At 69.4% G+C, this 23,101-nt stretch carries 22 protein-coding genes; 9 read left to right on the top strand and 13 right to left on the bottom strand.

Annotated features, from left to right (window positions below; translation table 11 throughout):
- The first annotated feature begins 42 nt into the window (after nucleotides 1-42).
- Genes htpG through L1081_RS21940 form a run of 3 tightly spaced genes read left to right on the top strand, consistent with a single transcriptional unit; the run spans nucleotide 43 to nucleotide 3,642 of the window.
- Nucleotides 43-2,079: a molecular chaperone HtpG gene (gene htpG, locus L1081_RS21930; RefSeq protein WP_489414058.1), complete on the top strand. Its 2,037-nt coding sequence runs from the start codon at nucleotides 43-45 to the stop codon at nucleotides 2,077-2,079.
- Nucleotides 2,076-2,699: a hypothetical protein gene (locus tag L1081_RS21935; RefSeq protein WP_489414059.1), complete on the top strand. Its 624-nt coding sequence runs from the start codon at nucleotides 2,076-2,078 to the stop codon at nucleotides 2,697-2,699. Before htpG ends, L1081_RS21935 begins: the two co-directional genes overlap by 4 nt.
- A gap of 37 nt (nucleotides 2,700-2,736) precedes the next feature.
- Entirely contained in the window at nucleotides 2,737-3,642 is a 906-nt protein-coding gene (locus tag L1081_RS21940) for a LysR substrate-binding domain-containing protein (RefSeq protein WP_489414060.1), read from the top strand.
- On the opposite strand, the gene L1081_RS21945 is transcribed toward L1081_RS21940, so the two are convergent.
- The 3 genes from L1081_RS21945 to L1081_RS21955 all read right to left on the bottom strand — a co-directional run bounded on the left by L1081_RS21945 (nucleotide 3,637) and on the right by L1081_RS21955 (nucleotide 7,831).
- Entirely contained in the window at nucleotides 3,637-4,782 is a 1,146-nt protein-coding gene (locus L1081_RS21945) for a CoA transferase (RefSeq protein WP_489414061.1), read from the bottom strand. The genes L1081_RS21940 and L1081_RS21945 overlap by 6 nt on opposite strands.
- Nucleotides 4,783-5,102: 320 nt before the next feature.
- A complete protein-coding gene (locus tag L1081_RS21950) occupies nucleotides 5,103-6,089 on the bottom strand; it encodes a tripartite tricarboxylate transporter substrate-binding protein (RefSeq protein WP_489414062.1) in 987 nt (328 codons plus the stop codon).
- A gap of 29 nt (nucleotides 6,090-6,118) precedes the next feature.
- Complete coding sequence (locus L1081_RS21955) at nucleotides 6,119-7,831, bottom strand: acyl-CoA dehydrogenase family protein (protein ID WP_489414063.1); 1,713 nt, start codon at nucleotides 7,829-7,831, stop codon at nucleotides 6,119-6,121.
- 90 nt (nucleotides 7,832-7,921) lie between these two features.
- On the opposite strand from L1081_RS21955, the gene L1081_RS21960 reads away from it, so the two are divergent.
- Nucleotides 7,922-8,824: a LysR substrate-binding domain-containing protein gene (locus L1081_RS21960; RefSeq protein WP_489414064.1), complete on the top strand. Its 903-nt coding sequence runs from the start codon at nucleotides 7,922-7,924 to the stop codon at nucleotides 8,822-8,824.
- Here the strand turns inward: L1081_RS21960 and L1081_RS21965 are convergent.
- From L1081_RS21965 to L1081_RS21990, 6 genes are all read right to left on the bottom strand, one after another.
- Nucleotides 8,815-9,849, bottom strand: a complete 1,035-nt coding sequence (locus tag L1081_RS21965) for a serine/threonine protein kinase (protein WP_489414065.1) — start codon at nucleotides 9,847-9,849, stop codon at nucleotides 8,815-8,817. The two genes, L1081_RS21960 and L1081_RS21965, sit on opposite strands and share 10 nt — an antisense overlap.
- A 33-nt stretch (nucleotides 9,850-9,882) precedes the next feature.
- Nucleotides 9,883-11,001, bottom strand: a complete 1,119-nt coding sequence (locus L1081_RS21970; protein ID WP_489414066.1) for a DUF2855 family protein — start codon at nucleotides 10,999-11,001, stop codon at nucleotides 9,883-9,885.
- Nucleotides 11,002-11,200: 199 nt separating this feature from the next.
- The gene (locus L1081_RS21975) at nucleotides 11,201-11,626 is read right to left on the bottom strand and encodes an Ohr family peroxiredoxin (RefSeq protein WP_489414067.1); all 426 of its coding nucleotides are present in this window, start codon (nucleotides 11,624-11,626) and stop codon (nucleotides 11,201-11,203) included.
- A gap of 85 nt (nucleotides 11,627-11,711) precedes the next feature.
- A complete protein-coding gene (locus tag L1081_RS21980) occupies nucleotides 11,712-12,167 on the bottom strand; it encodes a transcriptional regulator, SarA/Rot family (RefSeq protein ID WP_489414068.1) in 456 nt (151 codons plus the stop codon).
- 119 nt (nucleotides 12,168-12,286) lie between these two features.
- Nucleotides 12,287-13,129, bottom strand: a complete 843-nt coding sequence (locus tag L1081_RS21985) for an ABC transporter permease (RefSeq protein ID WP_489414069.1) — start codon at nucleotides 13,127-13,129, stop codon at nucleotides 12,287-12,289.
- A 12-nt stretch (nucleotides 13,130-13,141) separates the two neighbouring features.
- Nucleotides 13,142-14,086 carry an ATP-binding cassette domain-containing protein gene (locus L1081_RS21990; protein ID WP_489414070.1) on the bottom strand — a complete coding sequence of 315 codons (945 nt, stop codon included), beginning with the start codon at nucleotides 14,084-14,086 and terminating at the stop codon, nucleotides 13,142-13,144.
- Between the two features lie 160 nt (nucleotides 14,087-14,246).
- Between L1081_RS21990 and L1081_RS21995 the strand changes: the two genes are divergently transcribed.
- Complete coding sequence (locus tag L1081_RS21995) at nucleotides 14,247-15,098, top strand: hypothetical protein (RefSeq protein ID WP_489414071.1); 852 nt, start codon at nucleotides 14,247-14,249, stop codon at nucleotides 15,096-15,098.
- On the top strand, nucleotides 15,095-15,766 hold the full coding sequence (locus tag L1081_RS22000) for a hypothetical protein (RefSeq protein WP_489414072.1): 672 nt from the start codon (nucleotides 15,095-15,097) through the stop codon (nucleotides 15,764-15,766). Before L1081_RS21995 ends, L1081_RS22000 begins: the two co-directional genes overlap by 4 nt.
- Before the next feature lie 16 nt (nucleotides 15,767-15,782).
- Here the strand turns inward: L1081_RS22000 and L1081_RS22005 are convergent, their stop codons facing one another.
- Nucleotides 15,783-16,673, bottom strand: a complete 891-nt coding sequence (locus L1081_RS22005; protein ID WP_489414073.1) for a LysR substrate-binding domain-containing protein — start codon at nucleotides 16,671-16,673, stop codon at nucleotides 15,783-15,785.
- 124 nt (nucleotides 16,674-16,797) lie between these two features.
- Between L1081_RS22005 and L1081_RS22010 the strand changes: the two genes are divergently transcribed.
- Nucleotides 16,798-17,457, top strand: coding sequence for a glutathione S-transferase N-terminal domain-containing protein (locus L1081_RS22010; protein WP_489414074.1), 660 nt, complete (start codon nucleotides 16,798-16,800; stop codon nucleotides 17,455-17,457).
- Nucleotides 17,454-18,425: a pyridoxamine 5'-phosphate oxidase family protein gene (locus L1081_RS22015; protein ID WP_489414075.1), complete on the top strand. Its 972-nt coding sequence runs from the start codon at nucleotides 17,454-17,456 to the stop codon at nucleotides 18,423-18,425. Before L1081_RS22010 ends, L1081_RS22015 begins: the two co-directional genes overlap by 4 nt.
- Before the next feature lie 18 nt (nucleotides 18,426-18,443).
- Here the strand turns inward: L1081_RS22015 and L1081_RS22020 are convergent, their stop codons facing one another.
- On the bottom strand, nucleotides 18,444-19,622 hold the full coding sequence (locus L1081_RS22020; RefSeq protein ID WP_489414076.1) for a cytochrome P450: 1,179 nt from the start codon (nucleotides 19,620-19,622) through the stop codon (nucleotides 18,444-18,446).
- Between the two features lie 83 nt (nucleotides 19,623-19,705).
- Between L1081_RS22020 and L1081_RS22025 the strand changes: the two genes are divergently transcribed.
- A complete protein-coding gene (locus L1081_RS22025; protein WP_489414077.1) occupies nucleotides 19,706-20,416 on the top strand; it encodes an ArsR family transcriptional regulator in 711 nt (236 codons plus the stop codon).
- 9 nt (nucleotides 20,417-20,425) lie between these two features.
- On the opposite strand, the gene L1081_RS22030 is transcribed toward L1081_RS22025, so the two are convergent.
- Both L1081_RS22030 and L1081_RS22035 read right to left on the bottom strand, forming a co-directional pair.
- Nucleotides 20,426-21,436 carry a tripartite tricarboxylate transporter substrate-binding protein gene (locus L1081_RS22030; RefSeq protein WP_489414078.1) on the bottom strand — a complete coding sequence of 337 codons (1,011 nt, stop codon included), beginning with the start codon at nucleotides 21,434-21,436 and terminating at the stop codon, nucleotides 20,426-20,428.
- Between the two features lie 99 nt (nucleotides 21,437-21,535).
- Nucleotides 21,536-23,053, bottom strand: coding sequence for an AMP nucleosidase (locus L1081_RS22035; protein WP_015867707.1), 1,518 nt, complete (start codon nucleotides 23,051-23,053; stop codon nucleotides 21,536-21,538).
- Between the last annotated feature and the right edge of the window lie 48 nt (nucleotides 23,054-23,101).

Raw genomic sequence — 23,101 nt, forward strand, 5'->3', positions numbered from 1 at the left:
CCCGGCTTAGAATTTTTTGGCTTCGATATTTCTTCTTTTCCCATGGCTGATTCTTCCAATACGAAACTCCCGTTCCAGGCCGAAGTCGCGCAACTGCTGCACCTCGTCACGCATGCGCTCTACTCGAACAAGGAAATCTTCCTGCGCGAGCTGATCTCGAACGCGTCGGACGCGTGCGACAAGCTGCGCTTCGAGGCGCTCGACCACCCCGAGCTGTACGAGGACCAGTCCGAGCTGGACGTGCGGCTTTCCTTCGACAAGGCCGCGCGCACCATCACCATCACCGACAAGGGCATCGGCCTGTCGCGCCAGGAGGCCATCGAGAACCTCGGCACCATCGCCAAAAGTGGTACCAAAGACTTCGTGAGCAAGCTCAGCGGCGACCAGAAGGCCGACGCACAGCTCATCGGCCAGTTCGGCGTGGGCTTCTATTCGGGCTTCATCGTGGCCGACAAGATCACGGTCGAATCGCGCCGCGCGGGCCTGCCGCCCGAGCAGGGTGTGCGCTGGACGAGCGGCGGCGCCGGCGACTTCGAGGTGGCCGACATCACGCGCCCCGAGCGCGGCACCCGCATCACGCTGCACCTGCGCGACGACGCCGACGAATACCTCAACGCCTGGAAGCTCAAGCAGATCGTCGGCAAGTACTCCGACCACATCTCGCTGCCCATCCTCATGGAAAAAGAGGAGTGGAAGGAAGGCGAGAACGACCAGCCCGGCGACATGGTCAAGACCGGCGAATGGGAAACGGTCAACAAGGCCAGCGCCCTCTGGAGCCGACCCAAGAAGGACATCACGCCCGAGCAGTACGAAGAGTTCTACAAGACCATCAGCCACGACTACGAGGCGCCGCTCGCCTGGAGCCACAACCGCGTGGAGGGCAGCACCGAGTACACGCAGCTGCTCTACATCCCGTCGAAGGCGCCGTTCGACCTGTGGAACCGCGAAAAGAGCGCGGGCGTCAAGCTCTACGTGAAGCGCGTCTTCATCATGGACGACGCCGAGGCGCTGCTGCCCAGCTACCTGCGCTTCGTGAAGGGCGTGATCGACTCGTCCGACCTGCCGCTCAACGTGAGCCGCGAGCTGCTGCAGGAAAGCCGCGACGTGAAGGCCATCCGCGAAGGCAGCACCAAGCGCGTGCTCGGCATGCTCGAAGACCTGGCGAAGAAGCAGAAGACCGGACCGGAAAGCGGCGAAGGCAAGATCGACGTGGGTTCGGGCGAATCGGTGCCGGCCCCCGAGCCGACCGAGGCAGTGACCGACGTGGTCGACAAGAACGCGCCCACGGCCGCCGAAACCGCTGCGTCCGCGGCTGACGAATCGGGCAAGTACGCCAAGTTCTATGCCGAGTTCGGCGCCGTGCTCAAGGAAGGCCTGGGCGAGGACTTCGGCAACCGCGACCGCATCGCCAAGCTGCTGCGCTTCGCCTCCACCACGAGCGACACGGTGAGCGTGAGCTTTGCCGACTACAAGGCGCGCATGAAGGAAGGTCAGGACGCGATCTACTACATCACGGCCGACACGCTCGCCGCCGCCAAGAACAGTCCGCAGCTCGAAGTCTTCAAGAAGAAGGGCATCGAGGTGCTGCTGATGACCGACCGCGTCGACGAATGGGCGCTCAACTACCTCACCGAGTTCGACGGCACGCCGCTGCAGAGCGTGGCCAAGGGCGCGGTCGACCTGGGCAAGCTGCAGGACGAGGCCGAGAAGAAAGCCGCCGAGGAAGCCGCCGAATCCTTCAAGCCGCTGCTCGAGAAGCTCAAGGAAGCGCTCAAGGACAAGGCCGAGGACGTGCGCGTGACCACGCGCCTGGTCGATTCGCCGGCCTGCCTGGTGGTGCAGGACGGCGGCATGAGCACGCAGCTCGCACGCATGCTCAAGCAGGCCGGCCAGCCCGCGCCCGACCTCAAGCCCGTGCTCGAAGTGAACGCCGAGCACGCGCTCGTGAAGAAGCTCGACGGCTCCGAGCACTTCGACGATCTTGCGAACATTCTTTTCGACCAGGCGCTGCTGGCCGAAGGCGGCCTGCCGGCCGATCCCGCGGCCTACGTGAGGCGCGTCAACGCGCTTTTGGTGTGAACGCCCGGCCGCGCACCGCCCGTGCAGCTGCCGCCCTTGCGGCGGCGCTGCTGCTGGCAATGGTGAGCGGCTGTTCGCACTATCGCATCGGCATTCCGCTGGTGCCCGGGCTCTCGCTCGGCCTCGGCGCCACCAAGGATGGCGATTTCTCCGTCGGGCTCAATACCGGCTGGGGCCCGCTCGGCGCGGGCGTGGTGGTCAACAACGCCGGCGTGGTGGCCGGCACGGCCGGCGTGGGAGTGGGCGTCGGCATCGGGCCGATCGGCACCGGCGTGGGCGTGGGCAAGAGCGTGGTGCTGCACGATCCCAATGCGGGGAAGGCCGGGTACGCGCCGGCGGGCGGTGCCGCGCCGGTCACGACGGCGGCGGTCGGGGCCACGGTCCCGGTTTCCGGTACCTCGGGCATCACGGGCGTGGCACCGGTGGCGGCCGTGGCGGCGATTCCACCCAGTGCGCCGGTCACGGTCACCAAGGGCGGCGTGACCCAGCCGGCCGCCGCCTCTGCGCCGAAGGCGGGTCCGCAGCCTCCCGCGGTGCGCGTCTCCTACCGCCCGCCCGCCAATGCCGCCGCCGCTCCGGCCGGCAGCCTCGGCACGCCGGGCAATCCCGTCGCGCCCTGATCGCCGCTGCCCGCGGCGCTGCGCTGGAGACCGCTCCTTGGAACTCAAGCAATGGCGATGCTTCGTCACGCTCGCCGAGATCGGCAACATCCGCCGCGCCGCTTCGCTGCTCGCCGTCTCGCAGCCCGCGCTCAGCGTGCGGGTGCAGCGGCTCGAGGAGGCCCTGGGCTTTGCCCTGTTCGACCGGCAGGCGCGCGGCGTCCGGCTGACGGAACAGGGCGCGCGCCTGCTGCCGCACGCCCGGCGGCTGCTGTCGCGCGCCGCCGAAACCGACGAGGCCGCGCGCGCCATCGGGCGCGGCGCCTTCGACCGGCTGGAGATCGGCGTCACGCCCATCGCGGCGCTGTCCTTCTTTCCCGATGCCATGCGTGCCTTTTCGGCCGCGCACCCGGGCGTGGTGCTGGCGCTGACCGAGGGCTTGTCGGACGAACTCGAGGAAGCCGTGGCGCACCGCAGGCTCGACCTCGCGGTGGTGCATCCGCCGTCCTCGCGCGACGACCTCGTGGTGCGCGAGGTGGCCCGCGACCGCTTCATGGCCGTGATGCCGGCCGCGCATCCGCTCGCGGGCGCCGGGCGCATCGCGGCGGCGGACCTGCGCCAGCAGACGCTGGTCGGGGTGCGCCGCGACATCGGGCCGGTGGTGTTCGACCGCATCGCCGCCTACCTTGCGCGCGCCGGCATCACCACGCAGGTCAACCAGTGCGCGAGCTCGTCGATCTCGCTCGTGGGGCTGGTGGCGGCCGGTGCGGGCATCGGGCTGGTGGTGGAATCGCTCGCCTGCATTGCGCGGCCCGACATCTGCTTCGTTGCGCTGTCTGACGATCCGCCGAGCCTCGGCTATGCGATGTGCCACCGGCCCGACCTGCCGGCGGAGCTGCAGGGCGCGTTCATGCAGGCCTTCCATGCGCCCAAGGCGGGCGCCGGCGTGCGGCCCGAGCTATGAGCCGCTGGCGCCGGCCGCGGAGCCGGGCAGGAAGCGCTCGCCCGGCGTGAGCGGCGCGTGGCGGTAGCTCGCCGGCGTGCGGCTGAGCTTCACCGGCGCGCCGATGCCGCGGTAGCCGCCTTCCATCTCGACCACCATTTCGCGATGCGCGGTGTGCGGATGCTGGAGCGCCGCATCCACCGGCAGCACCGGCGCGGCGGGCACGCCCGCGGCCATCAGCTGATCGACCAGCGCGCGGCCATCGAACGCCGCCATGGCCGCTTCCAGCTGCTGCTTGAGTCCCGCACGGTGCACCGAACGCGCGCCGGCCGTGCGGTAGAGCGGATCGTCGGCCAGCGCGGTCAGGCCGATGCAGTGGCACAGGCTCGCGAACTGGCGGTCGTTGCCCACCGCCACGAACACCGGGTCGGTGCCGGTGGCCAGTGCGTCGTAGGGATAGATGTTGGGATGCGCGTTGCCGGTGCGGCGCGGCTCGGTGCCATCCATGAACCAGTTGGCCGCATGCGGATGCAGCAGCGAGAGCCCGCTGTCGTACAGCGCCGCCTCCACGAACTGCCCGCGTCCGCTGCGGTTGCGCTCCTGCAGCGCGAGCAGCACGCCGATCACCGCATTGAGCCCGGTCACCATGTCGACCACCGGCAGGCCCACGCGCAGCGGGCCGCCGTCGGCCTCGCCATTGATGCTCATGATGCCGGTCATGGCCTGCACGGCGGCGTCGTAGCCGGGCAGCGCGCCCAGCGGGCCGTCGGCGCCGAAGCCCGAGACGCGGCACCACACGAGGCGCGGAAAGCGTTCCGAAAGCGCCTCGTAGCCGATGCCCCAGCGCTCCATGGTGCCGGTCTTGAAGTTCTCGATCAGCACGTCGGCCTCGGCCACGAGCGCGAGCAGTGCCTCGCGGCCTTGGTCGGTGGAGAAGTCGAGGTGCTGCACGCGCTTGTTGCGGTTGAGGCCGTGGTAGTAGGAAGCCACGCCGTCCTTGAAGGGCGGACCCCACGTGCGCGTGTCGTCGCCCTGCGGCGGTTCGACCTTGAGCACGTCGGCGCCGTGGTCGCCGAGGATCTGGCCGCAGTAGGGGCCGCCGAGGATGCGCGAGATGTCGAGGACTCGGATGCCGGCGAGGGCGCCTTGGGGTAGTGTCATTTCGGTGTTCCGTGCTTTTGTGTGTTGGGGCTTTTTATCTTGGCGCTGTTGTTCAGGGCGGGTGCACAGGCCACCGGGTACTCCCCTCCGCGAATGTCCCCCGCCTTCGGCTCCTCCTTGATTTCGCTGCGGGGAGCACCCGATGCCCTGTGAACCAGGGCACGCTGCTGGTGAACCGCTGATCAACGACCGCTGCGCACAACGCTCACGTCGATGGGGTGCCTTGCGCAGCGAAATCAAGGAGGAGGCCGCAGGCCGGGGGACATTCGCGGAGCAAGGTACCCCGTCGGCGTGAGCGCGCTCCGAACAACAAGGCGAAATCAATCCAGCTGCGCCCCGGACTTCTTGACGACGTCCTTCCACTTGGCCGACTCGCTCACGATGAACTGCCCGAGCTTCTGCGGCGAGGTGTCCGCCGAGGCTTCCAGGCCCTGCGCCGCGAACATCTGCTTCACCTTGGGCGAGTTCAGCACCTCGGCGAAGGCCTGGTTGAGCTTGCTCACGCGGTCCGCGGGCGTGCCGGCGGGCGCGACGATGCCGAAGAACACGCTCACGTCGTAGCCCTTGTAGCCCTGCTCCGAAATCGTCGGCACCTCGGGCAGCGCCTGGGAGCGGGCGAGCGTGGCCACGCCCAGCGCGCGCAGCTTGCCGGTCTTGACGTAGGGCAGCGCGGTGAGGATGTCGGTGAAGGTCATGCCTACCTGGTTGCCGAGCAGGTCGTTGAGCGCGGGGCCCGTGCCCTTGTAGGGGATGTGCTGCAGGTCGGTGCCGGCCACCGAGTTGAACAGCACGCCTGCCAGGTGCGACGACGCACCGTTGCCGGACGACGCATAGCTGAGCTTGCCGGGGTTGGCCTTGGCGTAGGCGACGAGCTCCTGCACGTTCTTCACCGGCAGCGCGGGGTTCACCACCAGGATGTTCGGCAGGTAGCCGACCTGGATCACCGGCGCGAAGCTCTTGACGGGGTCGTAGCTGATCTTGCGGTAGAGGCTCGCGTTGATGGCGAGCGGGCCCGAGGTGCCGAACAGCAGCGTATGGCCGTCGGCCTCGGCGCGCGCCACGTAGTCGGCGCCGATGTTGCCGCCTGCGCCTGCGCGGTTCTCCACGATCATCGGCTGGCCGAGGCGGTCCTTCATCTCGGCGGCCAGCGTGCGGGCCATGGCGTCGGTTGGGCCGCCGGGCGGGAAGGGCACGACCAGCACCAGGGGCTTGGAAGGGAAGGGCCCCTGGGCTTGCACGGCGGGTGCAGCGCCCAGCAGCGCGGCGCAGGCGGCCAACGCCGCGAAGAGGTGGGTGAAGTGTCGCAAGGTGATGTCTCCGTTCTTTGTGTCGTGAATCAGGCCGTGGCCTTGGCGGTGCGCGTGGTGGTGGCGCTGTTCCAGTCCGCGGGCATCGCGTCGGGCGCGAGCGGGTCGCGCGGAAGCACGCGGTGCAGCAGCACCAGCTGGGCCCAGCGCAGGCGCGCGGCCGAGCCGCTGCGCGCCGCCTCCCAGGCCATCGCGATGCTGCTCGTGCAGTGGTAGAGCGCCGAGGCGGCCTGGCGCGCCAGCACGTCGCCGCCTTCGCGCGCGGCGGTCTCGGCCAGCGCGGCGGCGCGCGCCAGTGCATCGCGCAGCGCCTTCGCAAAGGCCGGCGGCAGCTGTGCATCGGCCAGCAGTTGCTCGCAGTGCGCGCGCAGCACCGGCAGCGAGCCCTCGCGCTTCACCGCGCGGATCACGTCCAGCGCCACGATGTTGCTCGTGCCTTCCCAGATCGAGCCCAGGTGCGCATCGCGCACGAGCCGCGGGTCGCTCCATTCCTCGATGTAGCCGCAGCCGCCGCGCACTTCCATCGCATCGCCCGTCACCTTGCGCGCATCGCGGCAGGCGCGGAACTTGATGAGCGGCGTGAGGATGCGCAGCAGTGCGTAGGCATCGGGCTCGCCGGCATCGGAGCGCGCGAGCGCCAGCGCCGTCTGGCACACCATGGTGCGCGCCTGCTCGGCCGGCAGGCGCAGCTTGTCGAGCTGGCGCTGCATCAGCGGCATCTGCTCGAGCGTGCGGCCGAAGGCGCGGCGCTCGGCGGCGATGTACTCGGCCTCGGCCACCGCGCGGCGCATGAGGCCGGCGGCGCGCACGCCGTTCGACAGGCGCGAGTTGTTGACCATGTCGGCCATCTGCACGAAGCCGCGGCCTTCCTCGCCCACCAGGTAGGCGATCGCGCCTTCGAGCCGGATCTCGCCGCTGGCCATCGAGCGCGTGCCCAGCTTGTCCTTCAGGCGAACGATGCGGTAGTGGTTGAGGCTGCCGTCTTCGAGCCGGCGCGGCAGCAGGAACAGCGACACGCCCTTCATGCCGGCCGGGCCGTTGTCGGCGCGTGCGAGCACCATCGCAAAGTCGGCATCGGGGTTGGAGCAGAACCACTTGTCGCCGGTGAGGCGCCAGCTGCCGTCGGCCTCCTGATGCGCCGTCGTCGCGGTGGCCGCGATGTCGGAGCCCGCGGCCTGCTCGGTCATGAACATCGCGCCCTGCGCGAGCTCGTCGAAATCGAGCGAGGTGAGCCGCGGCAGGAAGCGCGCGACCAGCTCGGGCCTCGCGAACTTCTTGAGCGTGCGCGTGAGCGAGTCGGTCATCGAGACCGGGCAGCACAGGCCGAACTCGGCCTGCACGAAGAGATAGGTCAGCACGTACTTGACCAGCGGCGGCATCTTGCCCTTCCAGCCCAGCGTCTGGTCGCGGTGCGACATCGCAGCCAGGCCGAATTCGCTGAGCGCGAGGCGTTCCATCTCCACGTAGGCTGGATGCTTGATGACCTTCTGCTCGTCCAGGCCGGTGCGGGTGCGCTGCTTCAGCGTGGGCGGGTTGCGGTCGGCGGTGCCGGCCAGATCGTCGAGCAGGCCGCCCGCAAGGCCGCCCAGGCGCTCGAAATGCGGCTGCATGTGGGCCAGCAGGTCGGCGGGCAGGTAGAGCGCGAGCAGCTTGTGCAGCTCGGTGTCGGTGCTGAACAGGTTCTGGCCGTGGCGGTCGGGAATCGGGTGTGCGTGCGCGGCGGTGGCGTCGTTCTGGGCCATGCGTTTGTCTCCTGGTTCGCCGCATTGTTGGTTTCCAGGCGATCCGTGTCTAATATCGAATAGGTCTTGTTCGATTCGATTTGCCTATTCATGGAACTGCGACACCTGCGCTACTTTTCCGTGCTGGCCGAGGAGCTGCACTTCGGGCGCGCCGCGCGGCGCCTGTCGATCTCGCAGCCGCCGCTGTCGGTGGCCATCCGCCAGCTCGAGGAGTCGGTGGGCGCGCGGCTGTTCGAGCGCAACAGCAAGGAGGTGCGCCTCACGCATGCGGGCGAGGCGCTGCGCATCTCGGCGCGGCGGCTGCTCCTGCAGGCGGAAGAGGCGGCGCTGGAGGCGCGCGACGTGGCCGCGGGCTCGGCGGGGCGCCTGCGCATCGGCTTCGTCGGTGCGATGCTCTATCGCGGCTTGCCGCAGGCGCTGCGTGCGTTCCAGGTCAGGCACCCGGCGGTGCGCATCACGCTCGCCGAGCTCAATTCAGGCGTGCAGATCGCCGAGCTGCTGCACGACCGGCTCGACCTGGGCTTCGTGCACACCAGCCGCATGCCGCCCGAGCTGCAGCACCGGCTGCTGCTGTCCGAGCCTTTCGTGTGCTGCCTGCCCTCGGGCCACGCGCTCGCGCGCAAGCGCGTGCTCGCGCCGGCCGACCTGCGCAACCAACCCTTCGTGCTGTTCTCGCGCGAAGCCTCGCCCGACTATCACGAGCGCATCCTGTCGATCTGCGCCGACGCCGGCTTCCTGCCCGAGGTGCGGCACGAGGTGCGCCACTGGCTCGCGGTGGTCTCGCTGGTGTCGCAGGGCATGGGCGTGGCGCTGGTGCCGCAGGCGATGCGGCATTCGGCCCTGCGCGGCGCGGTGTTCCGGCCGCTCGACCGCGCGGTGGCGCAATCGGAGGCTCATGGCGTGTGGCGCAGCGGGCCGCCGAACGTGCTGGTCGAGCGGCTGCTGCAGGGCGTGGCGGAAAGCCTCGCGGCCGAGGACCGTCCTCAGGCGTAGAGCGGCTCTTCCGCCATTTGCTCGCACTGCTCCTGCAGCACGAGGATCTGGCCCTTCCAGTAGTCGCTGGAGCCGAACCACGGAAAGTTGATCGGGAAGATCGGGTCTTCCCAGCGCCGCGCGAGCCAGGCGCTGTAGTGGATGAGCCGCAGGGTGCGCAGCGGCTCGATCAGCGCGAGCTCGCGGCGGTCGAATTCGCGGAACTGCTCGTAGCCGTCGAGCAGCCCCGAGAGTTGCGCGGTGCGCTGCGCGCGCTCGCCCGACAGCAGCATCCAGAGGTCCTGCACCGCGAAGCCGGTGCGCGCATCGTCCAGGTCGACGAAGTGCGGGCCGCCGCCGGGCCGGTCGGTCGGGGTCCACAGGATGTTGCCGGGATGCACGTCGCCGTGCAGGCGCAGCTTGCGCGGCTTGAAGTCGGAGGCCGGGGCGTTCACCGCCAGCGCCGTGGCGGCAATCATGTCCAGCGCTTCGTTGCAGGCCTTTTCCCAGTCGCGCTGCACGTCGAGCGGCACCTTGTCGTTGGCCAGCAGCCAGTCGCGCGAGGCGATGCCGAAGCTTTGCAGATCGAGCGCGGGCCGGGCCTCGAAAGGCCGGGCGCTGCCCACCGTGTGGATGCGCGCGAGAAAGCGGCCGACCCATTCGAGCACTTCGAAATCGTCCAGTTCCGGCGCGCGGCCGCCGCGGTAGGGGCTCACGCTGAAGGCAAAGCCGCCGTGGCGGTGCAGCGTGGCGCCGTCGAAAGCCAGCGGCGCCACGGCCGGCACTTCGGCCGCCGCCAGTTCGAGCGAGAAGCCGTGCTCTTCGAGGATCTCGGCTTCGCTCCAGCGCTCGGGGCGATAGAACTTGACCACCACGGCACTGCGGTCTTCCAGGTAGACCTGATAGACCCGGTTCTCATAGGAGTTCAGCCCGGTGAGCCGGCCATCGCCGTGCAGGCCGAGCATTGCCAGGGCGTCCAGCACCACGTCGGGCGTGAGGTTCTCGTAAGGGTGGGTGTTCGCGGGCGCTGCGGGGGAAAGGGTCATGCGGCGATTGTCGCCACCCCGGCCCCCGGAATGTCAGAGGCCGCCCGGTTGTTTGTAAAGCGAAAGGATATGGCCGGTGCGCGGGTCGCCCTTGCCGGCCAGCACCTGCGCGTAGGCGGCCTGCACCGCCTCGCCGCCGTGGTGGTGCTCGGCGCGCAGCCAGGGGCTCTTCGCATCGGTCACGGTGGCCAGGAAGTGGTGCCATGCGGCCACCATGCGCCGGCCGAATTCGTCGGCGCCCCATTCGGCGGTGCGCTTCTTGATCTGCGCCGGCGCGAAGAACAGCGTGGCGCGCGGACCCGCCAGGTCCTTGCCCGCGCCCTTGGCCGCGAGCTGCTCCACGTGCGTGCCGCCGATCGAGCAGCTGTACTTGAGGTTGGTGAAGCGCGCGTGGATCGCGTTGCGCAGGCCGGCGTTGCCCGCGAAGTCCACATAGACGCAGGGCGTGGCGGCCGCGATGCCGTCGAGCGCGTCGTAGGTCAGCACGCGGTGGTAGCAGCCCAGGCCCTCGCAGAAGGCCACGTTGGCGGGCGAGGTCAGGCCGATCACCTCGATGCCTTCGCGCTGGTGCAGCTGGAAGGCGGTGCCGTAGGCCGTCTTGCTCGATGCGCTCGACAGCAGCATGGTGTTGGCGCCGAAGAAATCGTTGTCGGCCATGAAGTCGTCGATCAGCCACGAGGTGATGAACAGCGGGCGCAGCAGCGCCTGCACGTCTTCGGTGTTGGCGGTGTAGAGCGGATCGGCGTTGCAGCGGAAGTACTGGTTGTAGACCGCGGGCAGCTCGGCGCGGTGCGCGGCGGCATCGGTGAAGCGCCCGGGCGAGAGGCGGTCGGGGCTCAGCACGGCGCCAGACGACATCGGCCAGTAGCCGTAGAGCCGCTCGCCCACCGCCACGCCCGGATGCAGCGACTGCACCACGCTGGCAAAGCCCCACACCGGGATGCTGCCCCAGCCTTCTTCCGTGGACGGGAAGAACTGCCAGTAGCTCATCGCATCGCCGAAGGCGGCGTAGGTGATGTTGTTGGAGGTGAGCGCAAAGCTGTCGATGCGCACGCGCACCTGGCCGTCGGCCAGCGGCTGGTCGGTGGCCGTGTGCAGGCGCGTGGTGGCGAGTTCGCCCTTGCGGATCAGGAAGCTGGTGGTGGTGCTCATGGTGTCGATCTCCATGGTGGTGGTGTGGGTTGCGGGGATGGCGCGTGCTGCAGCCACATTAGCCAAGCTCGATGAAAGGCGCTATCGCGTTTCCCTTTTCCGCGTCGCCCGCGGGACAACGCCGGCCATGAAAAAGAAAAAAGCGCCCCGGCTTGTGGCCGGGACGCTCTGCTTTTTTTCCCTGTGCAGGGGGACGGAATCAGGCGATCGAGAGTTCGACGTCGATGTTGCCGCGCGTGGCGTTCGAGTACGGACAGACCTGGTGGGCCGTGTCGACCAGCTTCTGCTTCTGCTCGGCGTCCAGGCCCGGCAGCGTGATGGCCAGCTTCACGGCGATGCCGTAGGCGGCGCCGCCATTCGTCGGGCCAAGGGAAACGCTGGAGTCGATGGCCACGTCCTCGGGCACCTTCACGCCGATCTTCGGGCCGACGGCCTTCATCGCGCCGATGAAGCAGGCGGCATAGCCGACCGCGAACAACTGCTCGGGGTTGGTGCCGGGCTTGCCCGAACCGGGCGAGCTGAGCTTGACGTCGATGGCGCCGTCGCTGGACTTGCCTGCGCCGTCGCGGCCGCCGATGGTGTGGGCTTCAGCAGTGTAGAGAACCTTGTCGAGCTTGGTGGTCATGGTGGTGATTCCTTCGGTTGGTGAGGGTGGTGAAAAAGAGCTTCTTGGATAGAAGCGGGAGAAACCTGTCTTGGGTGCGTGCGTGTCAGGCCGCTTTCCTGATGCGGTCGCGCAGCGTCTGGATCTGCTGGGTGAGCGAGATGAGTTCAGGCACCGAGCATTGCGCCGCGGCTATGAGGCAGCCGGGCACGCTGGCGGCGCGCGCCTTGAGCTTGCGGCCGGCGGCGGTGAGCGTGATGTGCACGCGGCGCTCGTCGGCCACGTCGCGCAGCCGCGTGACATAGCCGACGGCTTCGAGCCGCTTGAGCAGGGGCGTGAGCGTGCCGGAGTCGAGCGAGAGGCGCTCGCCGAGCTCGGAGACCGTGGGGCCGTCCTGCTCCCAGAGGGCGAGCATGACGAGGTATTGGGGATAGGTGAGCTGCAGCTTTTCCAGGACCGGCTTGTAGAGGCGGGTCATGGCCAATGAGGCGGAATAGACGGCGAAGCAGAGCTGGTTGTCCAGCTTGAGCATTTCGTCTGAGGCTTGTGGGGTGCTGCGCATGGCTGGAATTGTAGTTCGCAATTGAATTGTGTGCAATGTAATTGTTTTGGGCTCGTTTTGGGCTCGTTTGGGTGTTGGCTTTTCGGGGGCCGGGGCGAGACCCGGCCCCGGAAAAAAACCTACCCCCCAAACCTCTTCCGAGTCAACGCCAGCGCCACCCAGAAAGCCACCACCGCATACACCGCCAGCACCCCTGCATGCAGCCACCAGTCACCAGGCCACTGGTCCATGAACAGCGGCCGTACCAGCGCCACCGCATTCGTCAGCGGCAGCCAAGCCGCCACCGCGCGAACGGCGGAAGGCAACTGCTCCAAGGGAAAGAACACGCCGCTCAAGAACATCATCGGCGTCATGAACAGCGTGAAGTAGTAGGTGAAGAAGTCGTAGCTCTTGGCAAGCGCATTGAAGATCAGTGCGATCGAGGAGAAGGTGATCCCCGCGCCGATCAGCACCATCCAAGCGACGATCAGCTTCGGGCTGTGGCTGATGCCCAGCCCGAGCATCACGAACAGGATCGCGGTCACGGTGAAGATCGACTTGAACGCCGCCCACAGCATCTCGGCCAGCACGATGTCGTCCAGGCCGACCGGCGCGTTCATGATGCCGTCCCAGGTCTTCTGCACCTGCATGCGAGAGAACGCCGAATACAGCGCCTCGAAGCTCGCGGCATTCATCGCGCTCATGCAGATCGAGCCGCTCGCGAGGAACAGGATGTAGGGCACCTTCACGCCATCCACCGCCACCTGCCCCACCAGCGCGCCCATGCCGTAGCCGAAGGCCACGAGCCAGATCAGCGGCTCGGCGATGTTGCCGATGAGACTGGGAATCGCGAGCTTGCGCCACACCAGCAGGTTGCGCAGGAACACGGGCCACCAGCGCAGCGAGAGCTCGGGAGCGCGCCACACGGAGCGGGCCGGCGGCGATGCCGCGGCAGAAGAAGAGCTTGCAGTCGTCGTATTCATGATCGTCGTGGCCTAGCCGTCTTCGCGGATCTGCCGACCCGTGAGCTTGAGAAAAAGGTCTTCGAGGTTCGCAGGACGGTGGAAGGTGCGCAGGCCGCCACGCTGCGTGAGCGCATCGAGCAGCCGCCGCGCGTCCTGCGTGTAGAAGAACACCGTCTCGCCGCTCACCTCCACGCGCGCCGCCATCGCCTTCAGTTCCGGCAACTCGGCCAGCGAGAGCGCGCCGTTGCCATACACCTCGACCACGTCGGGCTCCAGGTGCTCGGCGATCAGGTCGCGCGGACGGCCCTCGGCGATCTTGCGGCCGTGGTCGAGCACCAGCAGGCGCGAGCACAGGCGTTCGGCCTCGTCCATGAAATGCGTGGTCAGCAGGATCGACTTGCCCTGCTGCAGCAGCACCTGCAGGCGCTCCCACATCAGGTGGCGCGCCTGCGGATCGAGCCCGGTGGTGGGCTCGTCGAGCAGCAGCAGCTTGGGGTCGTTCACCAGCGCGCGCGCCAGCGAGAGGCGCCGGCGCATGCCGCCCGAGAGCTCGCCCGGCTTTGCATCGGCCTTGTGCGAGAGCGCCGCAAACTCCAGCAGCTGCGGCACGCGCTCGCGCACCTGCGCCTTGCTGAAGCCGAAGTAGCGGCCGTACACCACGAGGTTCTCGGCGCAGCTGAAGTCGGGGTCGAGCGTGTCGAACTGCGACACCACGCCGAGCTGCGCCTTGATGGCCAGCGCGTCGCGCGGCATCTGCAGGCCCAGCGCGCAGATGTCGCCGCCGTCGGGCGTGGTGAGGCCCAGGCACATGCGGATGGTGGTGGTCTTGCCGGCGCCGTTCGGGCCGATCACGCCCAGGCATTCGCCGGGCGCGATCTCGAACGACAGGTCGTCCACGACCGTGGTGCCGCCGTAGCGCTTGCAAAGGTGGCTGGCGTGGAAGAGAGAGGTGGTGGAGGAAGAGGAGAAGGGCACGCGGCCATTCTGACGCAGGCTCGCGATGCGTGCCGGCAGCGATTCAACCGATGGACAGGCGGCGCGGGTTCGTAGCAAACAAACAGTTGCCGGCACAATCCACGCCCATCGGCGTGTTCTCGCCGCTTTCGTATGTGCATGTCGCGGGGGAGACCCAAGGATGCTTCGTTTCCTGTTGGCGCTGGCTGCGCTTTCGGCCGTTCTGCTGCTCGGCGCCTGCGCGCCTTTCCATCGGCCGCTCGCGGCGGCGGACCGGGCCGGGGTCCGGGAGGTCGACGTGCGCGTGGTCGTCGCGCAGGAGAGCTTCATGTTCTCGGCGCAGGCGCCCGGCGTGAGCGCGGCCACCGGCGGCGGGCTGATCGGCGCGCTGATCGACTCGTCGGTGCAGCAGTCGCGGCAGAAGGAGATGAGCGCCGAGGTGGGCGCCATCGTCGGCCCGCTGCTCGACTACGACTACCGCGTCGAGGCCGGCCTGGCTTTCGGCGAGCTGCTGAACGCGCCCAACGCGTTTGCGCTGAAGATCGCTTCGTCGCAGGTGCTCGCGGGCATGCCGTCGAAGGCCGAGCATGAGGCGCGCATCGCGGCCACGAAGGCCGGGCCCGCCTGCCTCGTGCTGCTGCTGCAGTACGCGCTGGAGCCGGGCCTGGGCGCCTTCACCACGCGGACCACGGCATTGCTCTGGCAAGCCGGCAACAGCGAGCCTTCCTACCGCAGCGCCATCATCTTCCAGACGCCGATCGGCGGCGGAACCCGCGCCACCGTGCTCCGGCGCCTGACGGCCAACGACGGCCGGGTGATCAAGGCCGTGATGCGCGAGTCGGTCCGGCAGACAATGCACGTGCTGGGCATGGACCTGGCTGGCGCGCGTTCCGGCGCGGTGCGGACCGCGCGCTTCAACGTGAACGGCTCGTGGGTCACGCTGGCCGGGCACAGCTTCGACGAGCAGCCCGGGCGCGCCGTGTTCCGCGACCAGGACGGCGCGATGTATTCGATCCGCAGCACCGCGCCATGAAGAAGAAGCCCTGCCTGCACGCGGCCTTGTTCGCGCTCTGCGCCTTGTCCGGCAGCTCGCATGCACTGACCGAGGGCGAGCCGCTCGACATGGTCTACGAGCAGGCGCCTGAACCGGCGCAGCGGCCGAACAGCCCGCCGGTGGAGTCGCTGCGCGCGCCGCAGGGCTGCACGCTCTACCTGCCGGCGATCGAGGATGCGCGCAGCAGCCAGGTCCATGCGGGCCACCTCACGCTGATGATGCCGACGGTCCATGCCACGCCAAGGTCGGTGCAGTCGCTGCGCAGCGGCGATGCGGGCGCATGGACGCGCGACGCGCTGCTGTCGACGCGGCGCTACGGCTTGCGCACCATCGCCGGCGTGCCGGCTTCGCCCGCGGCCGCGCGGCAGGCCACGGCCGTGGTGGCGCTGCGCCTGGCCCATGCATGGTCCGCGGGGCTCAACCTGGTGTCGCACGTGGTGCTCAAGGCCAGCTATTCCCTGCCCGGCGGCGAGGTCGCCACGCGGCTGTACCACGGCATGGGCACGCGCGCCAACTGGGCGAGCGGCAATGGCGAATTCATGTCGGTGCTGAACCTCGGCATGGAAGAGGCGGTGCGCGGCATGGCGGTGGATGCCGCGGCGCTGTGCGAGGGCCGGCCGCTGCCCGCGCCCGCCGCCGGGCAATAACCAGACGAAAAGCCACCTACATGCGAAGGCCACTGAACTCGGTCTTCATCCAGTCGATGAAGGCGCGCGTGCGGGCCGGCAGCAGCCGCGCGTTCGGATAGATCACGCTCACCGGCCGCGGCGGCGGCTCGAAATCTTCGAGCACCAGCTTCAACCGGCCCTGTGCCACATGCGGCAGCACCTGGTAGGAGAAGAAGGTGCCGAAGCCCATGCCCGCGGCGCAGGCCTCGATGGCCGGGGCGAGGTGGTTGAACTCGAGGCGGCAGCTCGGCGTCACGCTGATGGTCTTGCCGCGTTCGTGGAACACCCACTGCGGCGGCGCGTCAACGCGGCCGCGCACGCAGGGTGCGCCATGGAGGTCGCGCGGATGGCGCGGCGTGCCGTGGCGCGCGAGGTAGTCGGGGCTCACCGCCACCACGCGCCGGATGGTGCCGAGCGTCTGCGCCACGAGCGACGAATCCGCGAGCGGGCTGATGCGGATGCCCACGTCGATGCCTTCCTCCAGCAGGTTCACCGTGCGGTCATGCAGCAGCACGGTGCAGCGCACCTTGTCGTGGCGCTGCATGAAGCGCGTGATGGCGGGCGCCACGTACATGTGGCCGAACAGCACCGGCGCGGTGATGGTGAGCTGGCCCGCGGGCTCGCGCGCCTCGGCCTTGAGCGCGAGGTCGGCGGCATCGGCCGCCAGCAGCACCTCGCGCGCGCTCGGCAGGTAGTGGCGGCCCTCCTCGGTGAGCGAGAGGCGGCGCGTGGTGCGGTGGAACAGGCGCACGCCCAGGTGCGCCTCCAGCGCGGCGAGCGCGCGCACCACCGCGGGCAGCGAGCTGCCGAGCGCCTCGGCGGCGCGGGTCAGGCTGCCCTGGTCGGCAATCTGCACGAAGGTCTGCATGGCCTTGAAACGATCCATGGCGCGATTAAACCGGATTAAACCGAATAACGCAGCAGTCAAATACAGAAATGGCTATTCATTCATTTGGCGCAATAGAGAAGAATCCGGATCACGCCCACTCCCACATTCCAGAGGACCTCCCATGAACGCCATCGCCGCACGCCCCGCCCAACCCATCAAGCTCTACGGCAGCGCCATCTCGGGCCACGTGCACCGGGTGCGGCTGTTCCTCTCGATGCTCGGCCTGCCTTTCGAAGTGATCGAGCTCGACCTGAAGAAGCGCGACAACCGCACGCCCGAGTTCCTGGCGCGCAACCCTTTCGGCCAGGTGCCGGTGATCGAGGACGGCGAAACCACGCTGGCCGATTCCAACGCGATCCTGGTCTACCTCAACGAGCGCTATTCGGCCGATCCGGCGCGCTGGATGCCGCGCGACCCGGTGGGCGCGGCGCGCGTGCAGCGCTGGTTCTCGGTGGCCGCGGGGCCGCTGGCCTACGGGCCGGCCGCCGCACGCGTCATGGCGCTGTTCGGCCTGGCCGCCGATCCCGCCGAGACGGTGACGCGTTCGCATGCACTGCTCGCGGTGATGGAGATCCACCTCGGGCAGCAGCCCTTCCTGGCCGGGCCCGCGTCCACGCTGGCCGACATCGCGAACTACGCCTATGTCGCGCATGCACCCGAAGGCCGCGTGTCGCTCGATGCGTACCCGCAGGTGCGCGCCTGGCTCGCGCGCGTGGAGGCGCTGCCCGGCTTCGTGCCGATGGTGCGCACGCCGGTCGGCCTTGCGGCGGCGGCATCATGATCGCCGCACCGTTCCACGCCGGCGAGCGCGCCCTGCAAATACAGACGGGCTGGCGCGAACGCATGGAGGCCATGGGCCCGCGCGTGATCCGCGACTACATGCCCGACCAGCACCGGGAATTCTTCGCGCAGCTGCCGTTCCTCGTGGTCGGCAGCCTCGATGCCGACCTGCAGCCCTGGGCCAGCGTGCTCGCGGCGCCCGCGGGCTTCGCGCATTCGCCCGATGCCACGCACCTGCGCGTCGACGCGCTGCCGGCAACTGGCGATCCGCTGGCCGGGCAGCTCGCGCAGGGTGCCACGCTGGGCCTGCTGGGCATCGAGCCGCACACGCGGCGGCGCAACCGCATGAACGGCACGGTCGAGGCGCTCGATGCGGGTGGCTTCATGGTCGCGGTGCAGCAGAGCTTCGGCAACTGCCCGCGCTACATCCAGGCGCGCGAGCCGGAACTGGTGGCTGCGCGCGACGGCAGCGCGCCCGTGCAGCGGCTCGATGCGCTCGACCTCGACGCACAGCGGCTCATCGGCAGCGCCGACACGCTGTTCATCGCCACTGCGTACCCAGGCGATGCGGCCATTGGCGACGAAGCCGATGCACGTTCGCACGGCGTCGACGTGTCGCACCGCGGCGGCCGGCCCGGCTTCGTTCGCGTCGACGCGGGCGGCGTGCTCACGGTGCCCGACTTCAACGGCAACCGCTTCTTCAACACGCTGGGCAACCTGGTGGCCCATCCGCGCGCGGGCCTGCTGTTCATCGACTACGACAACGGCGATCTGCTGCATGTGGCAGCCACCGCGGAGCTGATGCTCGACGGCCCCGAGATCGCCGAGTTCGAAGGCGCCGAGCGGCTGCTGCGGCTGCATGTGGAGCATGCACTGCGCCGGCCCGCCGCCCTGCCGCTGCGCTGGGGCGATGCGGCGCTGTCGCCGCATCTCGAAGGCACCGGGCGCTGGGCTTCCGCGCGCGCCTGAGCGGCCTTCGCGCTCCCGTCAATGAAAGACGGGAATGCGCGCGGCGACCGAGGGCCAGTAGTGCCAGCCGCGCGCGCGCAGCGCCGCGAGATCGGGCGTGCGATGCAGCACCGCCTCGAGCCCGGCGGCGGCCAGCGTGCAGGCCAGCACCTGGCCCGGGCAGGCATGCACGCCGTGGCCGAACCCCAGCATGCGGCGCCGCGGGCGCACGAGGCTGAAGCGCTCGGGCTCAGGGTTGAGCGCGGGATCGCGGTTGGCCGCGGCCAGCACCAGCAGCACCGCATCGCCCGCCGCCAGCGGCGTGCCCGCGATGGTGACGGGCTCGGCCACGAAGCGCCGCGTGTTGTGTACCGAGGGATCGTGCCGCGCCGTCTCTTCCGCGATCGCCAGCAGCCCGCCCTGGGTCTGCGCGGCCTGCCGAAGCGACGGATCGCGCATCACCGCGACCAGGCTGTTGCCGAGCAGGCCGGCCGTCGCATCGCAGGTCTGCGAGAGCAGGCCGACGAGGTTCGCGAGCAGCGCGCGCGAGAGCGGTGCACTGGCCTGGCTTTCGGCGAGCACGGCCGCGAGCAGTGTTCCGTCGCGCGGCGCTGCGCCCGCGGCCAGCGCCTCGAAGCGCGTCATGAGCTCGCCCGCGGCGGCGCTGGCGCCTTGCAGCTGCTGCGCCGTGGACAGCGGCGACAGGCAGGCGACGAAATCGCGCATCCACCGGTCCACCTGCGGCAGCGCCTCATCGGCAAAGCCCAGCTGGTGCGCGACGGTCCGCACCGGCATGGAAAACAGCGCGTCCGACAAGGGTTGCGCCGGCACGCCATGCGCAACTCGCAAGGCCGCCCTGCGTGCTGCGCCCAGGTCCAGCCCCGCCAGCGCACGCTCCAGCGCGGGCCGATGCGCCTGGTGCGCCGTGCCGTCGTTCATGCGCACGAGGTGGCCGAACACCTCGCCCGCCGCGCTGCCCGCAATGGCGCGCGGTACCGGTTCGGCCGCCGGCCGTACGCGCAGCGCGCCATGCGCGAGCAGCAGCGATTCGATCACCTCCGCGCGGCTCGCGACCCACAGGCGCAGCGCCTCGTTCCACGCGAGCGGCGGCCCCGCGCGCAGTTCGGCATAGAAGGGATAGGGATCGGCATGCGTGACGGCCGCGACGGGGTCGAGCGGCATGCCGTCGAAGGAGGAAGGCGTGGGGCTTGTGTTCATGCCGCGCAGTGTGCAATTGCCGCCGCCGCCACACTTCGGCCGCGAACGAAGCGTGGGATGCGGCGGCATCTTAGGATCGGCGCATGGACACGAGTTCTTCTTCCCCGGCTTCTTCCTCCAATGCCGACGTGCAGCTGGCCCGCCTGGCCGGCGCCATCGCGGAGCCGGCGCGCGCCCGCATGCTCGGTTGCCTGATGGACGGCCACGCGCGCACCGCGACCGAGCTGGCCACCGTGGCCGAGGTGGCCCCCTCCACCGCCAGCGCGCACCTCGCGCGCCTCAAGCAAGAGCGGCTGGTCGAGCTGCTCGTGCAGGGCAAGCACCGCTACTTCCGGCTGGCGGGCGACAACGTGGCGGCCGCGCTCGAAAGCCTGATGGTGGTGGCCGGCGCGCCGCGCACCGCACAGTTCAAGCCCAGCACGCCGAACCGCCTGCGCGCCGCGCGCACCTGCTACGACCACATGGCCGGCGCCGCCGGCGTCGCGCTGCACGACCGGCTGCATGCGCAGGGCTGGCTCAGCGGACTGCAGAGCGGCTCGTACGAGCTCACGCCCGAAGGCGCGATCGCGCTGGAGAGCCTGGGGGTCGAGGTGGATGCGGTGCGCCGCTCGCGCCGGCGCTTTGCCTGCGCCTGCCTCGACTGGAGCGAGCGCCGCCCGCACCTGGGCGGCGCGCTCGGCGCGGCGTGGCTCCAGCTGTCGCTGCGCCGCGGCTGGGTGCGCCAGGAGCTCGACGGCCGCGCGCTCGCGCTCACGCCGAAGGCGCAGCGCGAGATGCCAGAGCTCTTTGCCTGAAGCGCGCGCTCAGGCCTTTAGCTTGAGCAGGTAGATCATCGGCCCGGCCATTGCCAGGTCCAGCTCGAGGAAGCTCTCGAAATCCTTGCCCGCCATCCAGTACGCATCCCAGTTGTTGCGCTTGATGGTCTTCTGCCAGACGTCGGCCATGGTGGCGCGGTGCACCGCCTCGAGCAGCACGGCCCGGCGCTCCGCCGTCACCTTCTTGCCGGTGAGCACGCCGCGCCAGTTGGCCAGGTCGGCGTCCACGCCCTGCTCGCGCACCGACGGAATGCCCAGGAACGGCCGCTTCGACGACACGCCGATCGCGCGCAGCGTGCCGTTCGACAGGCCCGCGCTGAATTCGCTGAAGCCCGAGATGCCCGCCGCCGCCTTGCCGGTGGCAAGCGCCTCCACCACCTGCGCGCCGCCCGGGTAGGGCTGGTAGACCAGGCCCGCGGTGTTGCCGGCCACGCGGGCCAGCATGCCGGCGTACATGTGGTCCACGCCGCCGGCCGAACCACCCGCGATGACGGCCTTGGCCGCATCGGCGCGCAGCTGGGCGATCAGGTCTTTCGGTGTCTTGATGGGGGAGTCGGCCTTCACGGCCACCACTTCGTAGTCGCTGGTGAGGCGCGCGACCGGCGCCACCTGGGCCATGGTGACGGCTGGCTTCTGCAGAGCCACCGCGCCGACCATGACCATGCCGCTCATCAGCAGCGTGTCGGGGTCGGCATCGTATTTCTCGACGTACTTTGCGAGGCCGATGGTGCCGCCCTTGCCGCCGATGTTCTCGTAGACCACTTCGCCCGCCGCGCCCGAGGCCAGCAGCGCCGCGCCGAGCGCGCGGCCGGTCTGGTCCCAGCCGCCGCCTTCGTTGGCCGGAATCACGATGCGCAGCCTGGAAACGAGCTGCGGCTCGGCCGCGCCAGCCAGCCGGGGCCACAGGGCGGCATGCCCGGCGCCCGCAGCGGCGGCCGCGCCCGCCATCCATGCATTGAAGTTGCGGCGAGAAAGCTTCTCGGGCGACGAGCGAGGCATTTTGTTTCCAGTTGTGAGCAATGTTGCCGGATGATGTCCGGGAAATGCGTCGCCCGCCTACATCTCGAGGTAGGTGAAAACCCTAAGAAGACCCCGCTGCTACTGGAATGCAACCTCCGCGAAGCTGCGCAGCTTGCGGCTGTGCAGCCGGGTCGAACCCTGCTCGCGCAGGATGTCGATGGCCCGCATGCCGATGCGCAGGTGCTGCTCCACGCGCTCGCGGTAGAAGTGGTTGGCCATGCCCGGCAGCTTGATCTCGCCGTGCAGCGGTTTGTCGCTCACGCACAACAAAGTGCCGTAGGGCACGCGAAAACGGAAGCCGTTGGCCGCGATGGTGGCGCTTTCCATGTCGAGCGCCACGGCCCGGCTCTGGCTGAAGCGGCGCTGCGGCTGGTTGCCCGGCAGCAGCTCCCAGTTGCGGTTGTCGGTGCTCGCCACGGTGCCGGTGCGCATGATCTTCTTCAGGTCGGGGCCGGTGTAGCGCGTGACGTCGGCCACCGCCTTTTCCAGCGCGAGCTGGATCTCCGACAGCGCCGGTATCGGCACCCACAGCGGCAGCTCCTCGTCGAGCACGTGGTCCTCGCGCACGTAGGCATGCGCCAGCACGTAGTCGCCGAGCTGCTGCGCGTTGCGCAGGCCCGCGCAGTGGCCCAGCATCATCCAGGCATGCGGGCGCAGCACGGCGATGTGGTCGGTGATGGTCTTGGCATTGGCCGGGCCGACGCCGATGTTCACCATGCTGATGCCGCTGCAGTCCTCGCGCACCAGGTGGTAGGCCGGCATCTGCGGCAGGCGCGGCGGCGCCGTGCCCTGGCTGCCGTCGAGCAGGCCGCCGTAGTTGGTGCTGGCGCCCGCGGCCAGCCCGCGCCGGCGCGTGACCACGTTGCCGGGCTCGATGAAGGCGACGTATTCGCTCTTCTCGTCGGCCATGGCCTCGTGGCCCAGGCGCACGAACTCGTCGATGTAGAACTGGTAGTTGGTGAACAGCACGAAGTTCTGGAACCACTCGGGCGCGGTGCCGGTGTAGTGCCGCAGCCGGTGCAGCGAGTAGTCCACGCGCGCCGCCGTGAAGAGCGACAGCGGCTGCGCCTCGCCCGCCAGCGCCTCGTAGGTGCCGTTGGCGATGCCGTCGTCCATCACGCCCAGGTCGGGCAGATCGAACACGTCGCGCATCAGCGCGCGCCGCTCCTCGCTCATCGTGCCTTCGATGTGGTCGTTCTCGGCAAAGGAGAAGTGGATGGGAATCGGCTGCGTGCTGGTGCCCACCTCGATCTCGACCTGGTGGTTTTCCAGCAGCAGGCGGAACTGGTCGAGGTAGTAGCGCGAGAACAGGTCGGGCCGCGTCAGCGTGGTCTCGTAGCGGCCGGGCCCGGCGACGAAGCCGTAGCTCAGCCCCGCGTTGGCCGGCGGCGTGTGGCGCGAGACCGTGTGCGTGTGCACCCGCACGAAGGGGTAGCAGGCCCGCACCCGGCCCGGCAGCGCCTCCCCGGCCACGAAGCGCAGCATCGATTCGCGCAGATGCGCCAGGCCGCCCTGGTAGATGGACTTGACCTGTTCGAGTGCGGCGGCGGCGTCGTTGAAGCGGGCGGGGGCGACGAAAGTGGGCATGTAGGGCATGACGGCATTGTGCAATGCGGCCGTGCCGGCCGCTGCCCCCGCAACAGG

The organism is Variovorax sp. MSC1_012 (assembly GCF_023667525.1).
GTDB classification, from domain to species: Bacteria; Pseudomonadota; Gammaproteobacteria; order Burkholderiales; family Burkholderiaceae_C; genus Variovorax; species Variovorax beijingensis_B.